Genomic DNA, 13,760 nt, shown 5'->3' on the forward strand with positions numbered 1-13,760 from the left:
GTCTTTGTGTTTTAACGGTTATCTGTAAAATAAATTTGCCGCATCCATGCTAAATGTTTAGTTTCGGGTTTGTTTTAAAATAACCCCCAATCTAACATGAAAAAATTTCTTTTCACTGTCCTGCTAATAGCAGGCTTTTCTGTTAATTCACAGACCACCCAAAACCAGTTCTCTTTAAATTTCCTGGTACCTTCTGCAGAATATGAAGTTTCTGTTTCAGAGAAATCTACCATTGATTTTAATCTGGGTGTTGGATTCGCCTATACCAAATCTGATTTCAATGGCGAGCACTTCGGGATTTTCCCAGGTTTCGAAACACAATATCGTTATTATTATAATTTGGCCAAACGGGCAGATAAAGGGAAAAAGACCTCTGAGAATAGTGGAAATTATATCGCCGGAGTGGCTTCACTGTCTAGTGGAGATCCAATTTTTGGCGATCTGGAGTATGCAAATGACTACTGGGGATTTGTTGGTCCTTCCTGGGGGCTACAACGTATTTATCGTAGTAATTTTAAATTAAACCTAAATCTGGGCGCTGGATTAGGTTTCAATGATTCGGGGGATACCTACTTTTCAGGAATTATAGGGATACAGCTTGGATTTAAATTAGGAAAAGAAAAGTAGGACTATTATTGATTAGAAAAATGGTATTGATCAGGTTTCCAGAAATATTATCTTAGTTTGCTTAAAAGTCCTATTTGAAAACGTTTCTAATAATTTTCATTTTTTTCTTCAGTTTTTTGGGTTATTCCCAATCTACCACGAATAGCCAGTTCTCACTGAATCTATTAGCGCCTTCTGCAGAATATGAATTGTCTATTTCAGATAGATCAACAATAGATATGAATCTGGGAGTTGGATTTGCATATCATAGATCTTCCTATAGTGGTGAAGCTTATGGTTTCTATCCTGGGGTTGAAGTACAATATCGATATTATTATAATTTCGAAAAAAGACTGGATAAGGGAAAGAATATTTCAGAAAACAGTGCCAACTATATCACGGGGATTGTCTCCCTTACAGATGTTAATCCAATTATAGGGGATCTGGAGTATTCAGAGGATCTTGGAGGATTTATAGGACCCGCCTGGGGTTTACAAAGAGTATACAAAAAAGGATTCAAATTAAATCTAAATTTAGGTATCGGCCTTGGCTTCACTGATTCTGGGTCTACCTATTTAACCCCTTTATTCGGAATACAATTAGGATGGCTGGTCGCACAATAATTTTCATATTAGCTATTTTTTGCAGTGCGGTTTCGATTGCGCAGAAGCATCCGGTGCTCTACGCTGGAGCAGAATATTATCGTGATAAAGGCTTTGAATCTAATTCTTATGTCGCTCTGCAGTTTGGGTCACAATTATTTCAATGGAAATTTCTGGCTCCTGAAGTTGGCTTTGACGCTTACCTAGGTTCTCCTGCAGAAGTTGAATTTAATTATATAGGTGAACCAAATTCAATCCCCGAAGCTAAACTGAAAACACAATTCTCATCCTATTTCTTTTCAATTTCTCCTAAATTAAAGTTTGGGAATGAAGAGGCGGCTTTGGTGATTTTACCACAATACAATATCAGGAAAATACATGCCAGGGGAGATTATCTTGTGTACAACGGGAACCTTTATGCGCTGGAGGAACGCCAAAAACTGTCAGCTAATCAATCTTTCTGGAGTTTTGCAGCGGGAGTAGAAGGCCAGATTTTCGATGTGGACCATCTTTGGTTTGCGGTATATCTAAAATATACTATGCTCAATTCAGAAGGTATCATGGAAAGAATAGACTTTGCAGGTACTGATTTTAATGTGAACGGAGGTAGTTCAGACGGAATTGGAATCGGTTTACGTGTTTATTATGATCTCTTTTCCGCTTTATGATAAAAAGTTTCTAAACCGAAAACGTTTTAGTGCTATTTAATGTTATAAATGCTTTAAAACTAAAGGACTCAGTCGATTTTTAATCCTTGTATTTGTATCTTGCAGTTTGTTCAACTAACTAAAACATTTAATATAATATGAGCGCTATACTAGATATTCACGCACGTCAGATTTTTGATTCAAGAGGAAATCCTACCGTAGAAGTAGATGTTTATACCGAAAATGGAATTATGGGCCGTGCTGCGGTTCCTTCAGGAGCTTCAACAGGAGAACATGAAGCTGTGGAACTTCGTGACGGTGGTAAGGATTACATGGGTAAAGGTGTACAGAAGGCTATCGATAACGTAAATGGTGAGATCGCTGAAAAACTTTTAGGTTACTCTGTATTCGAGCAAAACCTGATCGATCAAATGATGATCGACCTGGACGGGACTCCGAATAAATCAAAATTAGGGGCGAACGCTATTCTTGGTGTTTCTCTTGCCGTAGCTAAAGCGGCCGCGAATGAATTAAATATGCCTCTTTACAGATATGTTGGCGGGGTGAGTGCAAATACTCTTCCAGTGCCAATGATGAATATTATAAATGGAGGTTCTCATAGTGATGCTCCAATCGCATTCCAGGAATTTATGATCATGCCAGTGATGGCAGAGAGTTTTTCTCATGCTTTAAAAATGGGAACTGAGATCTTCCATAACCTAAAGAAAGTACTTCACGATCGTGGTTTGAGTACTGCTGTAGGAGATGAAGGTGGTTTTGCTCCAACACTTGATGGAACTGAAGATGCCCTGGATACGATCCTGAAAGCAATTGAAAAAGCAGGTTACAAACCAGGAAAAGATGTAATGATTGCTCTTGATTGTGCTGCTGCAGAATTCTTTGTAGATGGAAAATATGATTATACTAAGTTTGAAGGTGACAAAGGTAAAGTAAGATCAAGCCAGGAACAGGCAGATTATCTTGCAGAACTGGCTTCCAAATATCCAATTATTTCTATTGAAGATGGAATGGATGAGAATGATTGGGAAGGCTGGAAAGCTGTTACAGATAAGATTGGTGATAAAGTTCAGTTAGTAGGTGATGATCTTTTTGTTACCAATGTTGAGCGTCTGGGTAGAGGAATTAAAGAGAATATCGCCAATTCAATTTTGATCAAAGTAAACCAGATAGGTACTTTAACTGAAACTATTGCTGCAGTGAACATGGCTCATAATGCCGGCTATACTTCGGTGATGTCTCACCGGTCAGGAGAAACAGAGGATAATACTATTGCAGATCTTGCAGTTGCTCTTAATACTGGCCAGATTAAAACAGGTTCTGCGTCACGTAGTGATCGTATGGCCAAGTACAATCAATTGATTAGAATTGAAGAGGAACTAGGTAATGTTGCATATTATCCACAGGATAAAGCTTTCAAAATAAAATAGATTGCAAAAAATAATGTTTCCAAAGCCTCTTCTTCGAAGGGGCTTTTTTTATGGCTTAAAATCCGGATTGCCTGTATATTAACAATCATTTAATCAAATTTGCTGTGAATGCTGTATCTTAATCCTTAAATTCAGATAATTAACCAACCATAACCATTGAATACCAATTTTTTATTTGTTGCCGCAGAGAATGATGGCATTCCACGCTGTAAGGCTGGTGGAATGGGCGATGTTGTGAGAGATGTTCCCAGGCAAATCGCGGCCAGGGGAGACCAGGCAAACGTCATAACTCCATCTTATTCCAGATTACATACTCAGGAAGCTGAAAAAATTGCCGAGGTAGAATTTGTTTATCGCGGCGTACCTCATAATGGTGAGATATATGAAGTCCCTGGTAAGAAACAGATAGATGGAGTTAAACATTATGTATTTCATCATCCAGATATTAAGGCGGGAGATATTGCCCATATTTATTTTAATGATCCTGAACAACCTTTTTATACAGATGCCAATGTATTTTCTCTTTTCTGTACCGGAATAGCTGCTGCGATAAGGGAAGGTGTTTTTGGGAAGATCGATATTATTCATCTCCACGACTGGCATACTAGTATGTTGCTATTTCTGAGAGAATTTAATCCAAGGTTTAAGATCTTAAAGGATATCAGAATAGTTTATTCGATACATAATCTGGCAATACAGGGAATAAGGCCTTTTGATAATAATTTCTCATCTGTGCAGGCATTTTTTCCAGATGTGAATTATGACCGTGATAAATTATATGACCGCCGATACCCTGATTGTATAAATCTTATGGCAGTTGGGATTCGTCTTGCCGATGCTGTACATACAGTTTCACCTTCTTATATGGAAGATATTCAAAGGCCAAGTGATCCACCGCATTTTATTGGTGGCGAGGGCCTGGAGGAGGATTTAAAAAAAGCACGAAATGAAGGACGTTTATTCGGAATACTGAATGGTGCAAATTATACAAATATTACCCAGGTTGAGAAAGGAATACTTTTAAGGCAATGCGTTAGAAGGTTATTCCGATGGCTACAGGAAGAGAAGAAGGATTATAAGGCCCATTATCTGGCCCATACGGGTGAAAAAATAACTCGCTGGCAGGAAAATAAACCCGATTTCATTTGTAGTAGTGTAGCCAGGCTAACAGAACAGAAATTCTACTTTTTCAAGGAGGATCAAGAATTATTACCGCGATTGATGGAAAAGCTTTCCGAAGTGAACGGGGTTTATATTTTACTGGGAACGGGTGCGCCAGAGTATGAATCGATTTTTAGGGAAGCCAGTTATAAGTTCAAGAATTTCATATTTATCAACGCCCAGTCAGATAGTATAATAGATATGTTATATCAGGATTCTAATCTTTACCTCATGCCGAGTCAGTTTGAACCATGTGGAATTAGCCAGATGCTTGCTATGAGAAACGGCCAGCCTTGCCTTGTTCACCACACGGGCGGATTAAAAGATACAGTGGTGCACAACAAAACTGGTTTCAGTTTTGAGGGAGAAACCATTGAAGAAAAAACAAAGAATTTTGTTTCAGTTTTTTCTGAAACCGTAGATATGTTTTTTAATGATAAGAAGCAATGGGAGGAAATCTGTGCTAATGCTAAAAAGCAAAGGTTTACCTGGGAAAAATCTGTAGATAAATATTATAAAGAATTATATAAGATTTATTAAGAATACCGGGCTTTTAATTACCCTGTGATAGTAAAAGAACTTATTTATTACCTGATAGAGACTTAATATGATAAACAGAATTTTTTCCATATTCCGTTCTTTCTTATTAAAACTACCCTAAGTTTTTGGTAGGCTATAGTTAAAATTCATGAAAACTGAATAAAATCGGGCTATTTATGAAATTTCATTACTGTGCTTAAAATTATTTTAACACTAAATTTCGTAATTTAGCAATCCTTAAAAATTAATCTAAAAGAACTATATATAATATGTCTAAAACAGCGACACTCGAATTTGACGGAAAGAAATATGAGTTTCCCGTTACCGTGGGAACCGAAGATGAAATAGGGATAGATATTAAAAAGCTACGTGCGGAAGCAGGTCTTATTACTTTAGATCCTGGATTTAAGAACACTGGAAGCTGCGAGAGTGCTATCACATTTTTGGACGGTGAAAAGGGTATTTTAAGATACCGCGGTTATGCGATTGAAGATCTTGCGGAAAAAGCAGATTTTCTTGAAGTAGCGTATTTGTTGATCTTCGGAGAATTACCAAACAAACAACAACTAGAAAAGTTCACGAAAGATATTAAAGAGCAATCTCATGTAGATGAAGAAATGAAGAAGATCCTTGATGGATTTCCGAAGTCTGCTCACCCAATGGGAGTTCTTTCTTCTTTAACAAGTGCTCTAATAGCTTTCAATCCATCTTCTGTAGATGTCTCTTCTGAAGAAGATATGTATAAGGCTATAGTAAAGATCTTAGGTAAATTCCCGGTACTTGCTGCATGGACATTAAGAAAGAAAAATAGTCTTCCGCTAAATTATGGAGATGAGGATCTTGGTTATGTAGAGAACCTTCATAAAATGATGTTCGAGAAGCCTAACAAGACATATAACGTAGATAAGGCTGTTATTGATGCATTAGATAAACTATTGATATTACACGCAGATCATGAGCAAAACTGTTCTACTTCTACCGTGAGAATGGTTGGTTCTTCTCATGCAGGCCTGTTTGCATCACTTTCTGCAGGTATTTCTGCTCTTTGGGGACCACTTCACGGTGGAGCAAATCAGGCAGTGATAGAAATGCTAGAAAAGATCAAGGAAGACGGTGGAGATACTCACAAATTCATGCAAAAGGCTAAGGACAAGGAAGATCCTTTCCGTTTAATGGGCTTTGGTCACCGAGTTTATAAGAATTTTGATCCTAGAGCTAAGATCATTAAGAAATCTGCAGATGAGGTTCTTGGTCAGTTAGGCGTTGAAGATCCTGTTCTTGATATCGCAAAAGGACTCGAGAAAGAAGCTTTAGAAGATGATTACTTCGTAAAAAGAAAATTATATCCAAACGTAGATTTCTACTCAGGAATCATTTATCGTGCACTTGGAATTCCTGTAGATATGTTTACCGTAATGTTTGCTTTAGGTAGACTTCCAGGATGGATCGCTCAATGGAGAGAAATGAGATTGAAGAAAGAACCAATTGGTCGTCCACGTCAGATTTACATAGGTGAAAATCATAGAGATTTTAAACCTCTTGGAAGCAGATAAGAGAAATTATTGAATCAGATTTATATAAAAAGCTCCATGGTACTCATGGAGCTTTTTTATTTTTCGGCGTATATCAATGGTGTGTTGAGTTTTGTAATGGTTCGCATAACATAATCCTCAGAGGGGGATTTTACAGTTAGTAGCAATCGGTAAAACTCGTAATTATTAGGAACCTTTAATGATAGCTCAGGACTAGTGCCTAATTTTTTTAGGGCTAGAGGATTATTGAAAGTATCAGTTTTAATAAGAGTCCATTCATATAGATAATCCTTTTCAATTTTACTCCCATAAAACCACTGGTCTTTTGCAAACAACATTGCCTGGTAAGTAACTTTTTCTGACGGAATCAAGGGAACTGCAGGTTTTAAGATTTTTATCTTGATCTCGTTTTCATTATTCGTTAATTCTTTATTCCAGTAATTGCTTAGATTTTTAAAATTTTCTTTTTTTCTTCCTTCAAAATCCAAAAGTCCGTCAAAACTTAATCTATTACTCAGTCTCTCATCCTGCCAGTTTTCCAGGATTATTGGTGCTTGGTATAATTTCATATTATCTGATAAATCGGATGGGATAGAGCTTATGATTACCGGGATATCATTGGTTATGGCAAAACTTATGGTTTCCTTTAAATAGCTGGTGTCCTTCACCTTTAGACCAAAATAATCTACCGGTAGATTATTTCTAAGTTCCTTCATCAGAGCCTTGGTATCGGCATTTAACTCAATCTCCAGGATTATAGGAATTCTTATATTTCTCGCCTTTATTCTTGAAAAAACCTTACTGTACCAGTGCACCCTGGCGTCTCTTTCATGAAAAAGAAAAGGTTTATTGAAATCCAAATCAGATTGCAGAATAAAAGAAAAAGCGATTAGGTTTTGATATCTTTTAATTTCCTCAATTTTGTCCAGAATTTCACTTTCCAGTTCTTTAAGTTCAGTTTGATCTGTTAGGAAGTCCTGAGGGATTATAGATTGAAAACTGTAAAAGATATTAATATTCTCTGCCTCAGCATATTTCAGAGTATTATAATCGTAGATATTACCGCCAGGATAATGAATAGTATTAAGGTTATTTTTCTTCATCAGCCTAAAATCTTCTAACAAAGTTTTGCGACTTAGGACATAATAATTGTCTTTCCAGTTTAATCCTTTTTTGTACCGAACTCCAATTGGATTTCCCTTTATTTTCAATTGCTCATCAAAATTTACGATTATCTCACTTTTGGGATTGAAATTGGACATTTCTGTTTTTTGGTCTTTCTCAAAAATATTAATAGAATCTGTGGTCCAATCCAGGTATTTTTCAGGGTAGGGTTTTCCAACCGGTATATTATTGTCGTAAGCGCTATTGAACATTACTACCGCAGCAATTTCCTGAAAATTGCTATTTATGGAATTAGCGGCGTTTTGAAGCCATTTGGATTGGTAGTCTTGATCATTGGGATGTTTAACAGATCCAAATTCAGCAAGCATTACTGGTTTTTTTGTGAACCAGTATAATTTATCATGAAAACTTTGATATAATTTCTCGAAGGAAAAGGTTTTTCCAGACCTATTGAGTGAGCCATAATTTAAAAGGGTAATGCCTATCCAGTCTACGTATTCGTCTCCGGGATAGAAATGTTTCATACCTTTTGCCTTCCATGGGTTCCAGACAAAAATGGTCTTATAAGCTCCCTGATCTTTTAAGATCTTATAAACATGTTTCCAGGCAGATTTAAGTTCTTCCGGTAAATTTCCTCTTGTTTGGCTCCAGGGATATTGGGGATTATCAAATTCATGGGCAAATCTTAGAAAAACTGGTTTGTCGTAATTCGCAAGATCTTTTCCGAAATTGGAAATATATATATCAAATTCTCCGCTTGAAATCCGCTGTAGTATGCTTTTTTGTTCATTAGAAATTGAATCCACTGATGTAGCAAGCCAGGGCTCCCAGGTGATCATGGGGACTGCTCCCATTTGTGCAATAGAATCCAGTTTTTTTTTGGGGAAATTTTTCGTGTTGTTTTTATCCCAGGCCAGATATAGAGAAATAATATCGAAATCGATATTTTGCTTTTTTTCAATATGACCTATCTGGTTAAGATTTACAGTTCCAGTATCTCTGTCTGGATGGTATATTCCTAAATAGAATTCATTTTTTATTTCAGAATATTGAGGTGAAATATGATCCCATCTGGCTTTATCGTGCTTTTGTTTTAATCCTAAAGAACCAATCAAAAGAAATAGGAGTAAGGGTAATGCCGTGAACCTGGTGATCGTAAATAATGAATTTCCAGTTCGAAATAATTTAGATCTTAAAGAGTCGAGGTCTGTTAGGATCTCCTTGTTTAAATTATTCTTTAATATATTATTTTCGTTCGTAATTTTTATAGTGAGATAAATACCTAATATCATTATTATGGCATTAAAAATCGCAAAGCCAGACATCACTAGACTGAAAGGAGTAAAATCTCTGAAAAGTCCAATAATAACTGCAGAAATAGATAATAATGCCACAACCGTGTTAGGTATGATTATTTTAAGATTAGTTGCAAATTCATTTTCTTTCGGGGTAGGTAAATAGGGAATATTTTTATTTATAAGAGTATAGAAAAGACCTAAGAGGTAAATCCACCAGGTGTTGATTTCCAGAAGACCGCCTATTAAATGAAATCCCCTTTCTTTTTTATCGATAACCCATTTCTGAATAAAGGTTCTAATTAGAATGGAGCTTGCTACAACTGGCAAAAGAACCAGTCCGAAATCAATTACATTTCCAGCCCATGGGGTAATTGAAAATAAAAGTGAGATTATGGGAATTAGAAAATTTATTAAATATATAACCCCGCTTAAGTAATGAAGTGGAAGTATTCCAAAATGGATTTTTTGGCGTACCGTGAACTTTTGAAAGAGTTTTGGATAAACCTTGAATAGAAGATCGAAAGTTCCTCTTGCCCATTTAAGTTGTTGTTTGAAATAGCTAGTCAAATTAGATGGAGCGAGCCCCTGAGCCAAAACTTTTGGAACATATATGGCTTTCCAGCCCTTGGCATAAAGCTTCATCGCTGTATGCATATCTTCACAAAGTCCCGGGGCGTGGCCTCCTATACTATCTAAAGCGGATCTTCTGAAAATGCAATTAGCTCCTATGGCATTCACACTTTCATATGAATTGAGAGTCATCATCATGGGACCATAGAACTGGAATGTTTGTTCTGCAGCTCCACGTGCTACTAAGGTTTCCTTTGTATTGTAATATCCTTGTACGGTTTGTACAAATCCAATTTTTGGATTTGAGAAATATGGTATTGTTTCATCAAGAAAATCTGCATCAGGAATATGATCCGGATCTAGTATCACCGCAATTTCTCCTCTGGCAGCTTTTTTTAACGCGTTATTGATATTTCCTGCCTTGGCATCTATTCGGTTGTCCCTGGTTACATGATGAATTCCGTGTTCTTTACAGAATTTCTTAAGAAAAGGATCATTAGCCTCATCACATAGGAAGGTTTCATGAGGATATTTAATATTCAATATGGCCTCCAGGGTAGTAATGATCATTTGTCTTGGTTCACCTGGAAAATAAGTAGTCAAAACATCTACTGTAAACTCTTTTTTCGTTTCCGGAACTTTTGGGATCGATATGTTGGAATAGTTATACCATAAATAGAGCTTTTTCAGCATTCCGTAAAATAGACTGATCAGTAGAAGGATGAAAAGAAATAAATTACCCCGATATTCTTCATTGAAAAAAAAGAAAATGAAGTTAAGGATGCTTACGATCCCCAGCAGGATCAAAAATTTAATGATCCTGTCCTCATTTTTCGTTGGTGCTTTTATACTATTCCTCATTACCAGGTTTTAATACATAAAAAGGAATATTTGCAGTAGCGTAGTATTCAGTGTCATCGGTTAGATATAAAAAAAGACGGTACGGACCTTCTTTTTCTGGAGTTTTAAAGCTTACTTTTTGACCGTCTATTTTGAACTCGGAATTGGAAATAACTTCACTTTCCTTTACTGTAAACCAGGATTCCTGTCTTATTTCCCAGTGGAAATTCAATTTTTGTTCTTTTGAATCTGGTAATTTTACCTCAGCATTAGCTCTTGTTTGAGAAGGGAGAACAATACTCCGATTTGCCCCTTTATTATTTAGGAGTATATAATCTAATTCAGGGCCAGAATAATTTGCATTATTATTTTTCCAAATTTTAGAGAGTTCAAAAACTGCCTGAGTTTTTAAGTTGTTTTTTCCATATAGGCTATACCACGTTGGTGTGAATTCATTTTTAGTACCCCAGTAGAATACAAAACTTCCTAAGGAGCCTTTACCTTTCATTGGTTCTATAAATTGGAAATACCTTTCTCTAATTTGTTCTGCTTTTTTTGTACTGGTTTCTTCAATAGGTACATTCCATTCTGTAAAGGACGCCTCCCAAGGTCCATTTACTCCCCATTCAGATATAACATGTGGCCCATCCCAAACAGGAGAAATTGGGGCCAATTTTTTAGAAAACTGACTCAATACTCCGAATGAATTAAATGAAATGAAATCGAGTTGTGGACTTTTAGTAATTATAGAAAGTACTCTTGATTTGTTCGCTCCTATTGTTGTTGTGCTAACCGGATGGTTAGTATCTAATTGATGAATTAAATCTATTAATTGATTGTAATTTTCATAAAAGACAGTGTTTTTATAGAGGTATGGATAGAAAAGTTCATTACCCAGATTCCAGTAAAGTAATGCTGGGTGGTCCTTATGCTTTTGTACTAATTGATTTACTTTTAATTTTAATTGATTAAACAATTCTTCTTGTTCCCAATATTCTGAAGATCTGTCAAATTTTGGTAACGGAATATCTACCGCAACAGCTAAACCCAGGGAATAGGCTTTATCCAAAGTCCTTTTAAGGTAAAGAGTATCATAAATCCGTGCGGTATTTGCTCCGGCTTCTTTTAATTGCTCTAAATATTCCGGTTCTGCTCCTGCACCTTTTATATAAAATTGTTCACCATTGCGAATAAGCGTGTAACCTTCGTCTGTTTTTTCAAAATGTACGGTAGCAGAATGATTGGCACACTGCTCCTCATCACATGCAAATGTGAAGAATAATAGCGCCCCTGTAAGAATTTTTAAACTAAGCTCTTTTAGAAAATAGATTTTAAGCAAACTAACTTCTTAGATATTTGGCTAATATATCAAAGTATAACCAATTTTGTAAAAATTGAAGCACTGAAAACCAGTAAGAAAAGTAGAATCAAATTACTCAAATTACGTGTTTTTATTCTTATTGGGATTAGCATTTTTAGCTAAAGGCTTTTATTATATTTGCTAAAATTTGCGATATGAACTTGCATGTAACCAATGAAACTTCAAAACTTAAAACGGTAGTTCTGGGTACCGCAGAGAGTAATGGTCCTATTCCTACTCTGGAAGAGGCGTATGATCCTAAATCTAAGGAGCATATAAAAGCTGGAACTTACCCTAAAGAGGAAGATATGGTCAAGGAAATGGAGGCCGTGGCCTCTGTTCTGAAAAAATATAATGTTGAGGTTTACAGACCTAAAATAATCCAAGATTATAATCAGATCTTTACTCGGGATATCGCATTTGTGATCGATGATAAATTTATTAAGTCCAATATTTTACCAGATCGCGGACAGGAGATCGAGGCAATAGATCACGTTCTGAAACAGATAGATCCTTCTAAAATAATTACTTTGCCAGAGGATGCTCATATTGAAGGGGGAGATGTAATGCCAATGGGCGATCACATTTTTGTGGGAACCTATAAAGGTAAAGATTATAAGAATTTTATAACTGCAAGAACGAATCTCAAGGCAGTGGAGGCTTTACAGCAGATCTTTCCAGAAAAAAAGATCGTATCCTTCAGTCTTAAAAAATCTAATACAATAGCAATAGACAATGCCCTTCATCTGGACTGTTGTTTTCAACCAGTAGGAAAGGATAAAGCGATCATTTATAAAGATGGTTTCCTTATTGAAGAAGAATACCAGTGGCTGGTTGATTTCTTCGGAAATGCTAATATTTATGAGATCACAAGGGATGAAATGTATAATATGAATTCTAATATATTTTCGATCTCTGAAGATGTAGTGATTTCTGAAAAAGGTTTTACCAGGCTTAATTCATGGTTGAGGGAGCAGGGAATTACAGTCGAGGAAGTTCCATATGCCGAAATTTCAAAGCAGGAAGGATTATTACGGTGTTCTACGCTACCTCTAATTAGGGAATAAATAAATAATGATGAGACAGATTACAGATACAATTTTAATGGTAAGACCGGTAGGATTCAGAATGAATGAACAAACTGCCGTAAATAATTATTTTCAGACCAAACTGGAAGGAGATGATATTAACGAAATTGCCACTCAGGAGTTCGATATTTTTGTTGAAAAATTAAGGTCTGTTGGAGTGAATGTGGTTGTGGTGGATGATGTTCCGGAAGATGACACTCCAGACTCTATTTTCCCAAATAACTGGGTTTCATTTCATGAAAACGGGCAAGTCGCTTTATTTCCAATGTTCGCAGAGAATAGGAGGAAAGAACGTCGTCTGGAATATTTTGCTCAATTGGAGGAAGCCGGATTTAAGATCACAGATATTGTAGATTATACCATTGCCGAAGAAGATGATGTATTTCTGGAAGGGACTGGAAGTCTAATTCTGGATCGTGTAAATCAAAAGGCTTATTGTGCAATTTCACCAAGGGCAGACGAGGAACTTCTAATCGAATTTTGTGAAGACTTTGAATTTACTCCGGTAATATTCAATTCCTACCAAACTGTTGGTGATAAGAGGTTGCCTATTTACCATACGAATGTGATGATGTGCATCGCAGATGAATTTGCTGTTATTTGCCTGGATACTATAGATGATAAAAAAGAGCGTAAGAATGTAGTAAAGCATTTGAAGATGGATGGTAAGGAAATTATTTCTATTACCGAAGAGCAAATGCACGAGTTTGCTGGAAATATGCTACAGGTCCAGGGAGCTGAGGGGAAAAAATATTTAGTGATGAGTGCTAGGGCGCATAGAAGTTTAACCGAAGAACAGGTGGAAAGAATAGAAAAGCACTGCGAAATTCTAAGTTCTGAAATTCAAACAATAGAAACCTGTGGTGGAGGAAGTGCAAGATGTATGATGGCAGAAGTTTTCCTGCCAAAGGCTTAATTCCTTCAGACAAATAATAAAAAAGGT

Annotated in this window: 10 protein-coding genes; 8 read left to right on the plus strand and 2 right to left on the minus strand. The window is 36.2% G+C overall.

Annotated features, from left to right (window positions below):
• The first annotated feature begins 96 nt into the window (after positions 1-96).
• The 6 genes from G3I01_RS07840 to G3I01_RS07865 all read left to right on the plus strand — a co-directional run bounded on the left by G3I01_RS07840 (position 97) and on the right by G3I01_RS07865 (position 6,557).
• Positions 97-627, plus strand: coding sequence for a hypothetical protein (locus G3I01_RS07840; RefSeq protein ID WP_219552532.1), 531 nt, complete (start codon positions 97-99; stop codon positions 625-627).
• A gap of 74 nt (positions 628-701) precedes the next feature.
• On the plus strand, positions 702-1,229 hold the full coding sequence (locus G3I01_RS07845; protein WP_219552534.1) for a hypothetical protein: 528 nt from the start codon (positions 702-704) through the stop codon (positions 1,227-1,229).
• Entirely contained in the window at positions 1,211-1,876 is a 666-nt protein-coding gene (locus G3I01_RS07850) for a hypothetical protein (RefSeq protein WP_219552536.1), read from the plus strand. The genes G3I01_RS07845 and G3I01_RS07850 overlap by 19 nt, the downstream gene beginning before the upstream one ends.
• A 137-nt stretch (positions 1,877-2,013) precedes the next feature.
• Positions 2,014-3,303 (plus strand): phosphopyruvate hydratase, encoded by a 1,290-nt coding sequence (gene eno, locus G3I01_RS07855; protein WP_219552538.1) that lies wholly within the window; start codon positions 2,014-2,016, stop codon positions 3,301-3,303.
• A 156-nt stretch (positions 3,304-3,459) separates the two neighbouring features.
• Positions 3,460-5,004, plus strand: a complete 1,545-nt coding sequence (locus tag G3I01_RS07860) for a glycogen/starch synthase (RefSeq protein WP_219552540.1) — start codon at positions 3,460-3,462, stop codon at positions 5,002-5,004.
• A gap of 269 nt (positions 5,005-5,273) precedes the next feature.
• Positions 5,274-6,557 carry a citrate synthase gene (locus G3I01_RS07865; RefSeq protein WP_219552542.1) on the plus strand — a complete coding sequence of 428 codons (1,284 nt, stop codon included), beginning with the start codon at positions 5,274-5,276 and terminating at the stop codon, positions 6,555-6,557.
• Between the two features lie 56 nt (positions 6,558-6,613).
• Here G3I01_RS07865 and G3I01_RS07870 read toward each other — a convergent pair whose 3' ends face one another.
• A complete protein-coding gene (locus tag G3I01_RS07870; RefSeq protein WP_219552544.1) occupies positions 6,614-10,390 on the minus strand; it encodes a glycosyltransferase family 2 protein in 3,777 nt (1,258 codons plus the stop codon).
• Positions 10,380-11,708 (minus strand): glycoside hydrolase family 2 TIM barrel-domain containing protein, encoded by a 1,329-nt coding sequence (locus G3I01_RS07875; RefSeq protein WP_219552546.1) that lies wholly within the window; start codon positions 11,706-11,708, stop codon positions 10,380-10,382. The genes G3I01_RS07870 and G3I01_RS07875 overlap by 11 nt, the downstream gene beginning before the upstream one ends.
• A gap of 176 nt (positions 11,709-11,884) precedes the next feature.
• Here G3I01_RS07875 and G3I01_RS07880 point away from each other — a divergent pair, with 176 nt between their 5' ends.
• Both G3I01_RS07880 and G3I01_RS07885 read left to right on the plus strand, forming a co-directional pair.
• Positions 11,885-12,796: an arginine deiminase family protein gene (locus tag G3I01_RS07880; RefSeq protein WP_219552548.1), complete on the plus strand. Its 912-nt coding sequence runs from the start codon at positions 11,885-11,887 to the stop codon at positions 12,794-12,796.
• Positions 12,797-12,806: 10 nt separating this feature from the next.
• Positions 12,807-13,733, plus strand: coding sequence for an arginine deiminase-related protein (locus tag G3I01_RS07885; protein ID WP_219552791.1), 927 nt, complete (start codon positions 12,807-12,809; stop codon positions 13,731-13,733).
• The last annotated feature ends 27 nt before the right edge of the window (positions 13,734-13,760 follow it).

Source organism: Gramella sp. MT6 (assembly GCF_019357415.1).
GTDB lineage: Bacteria > Bacteroidota > Bacteroidia > Flavobacteriales > Flavobacteriaceae > Christiangramia.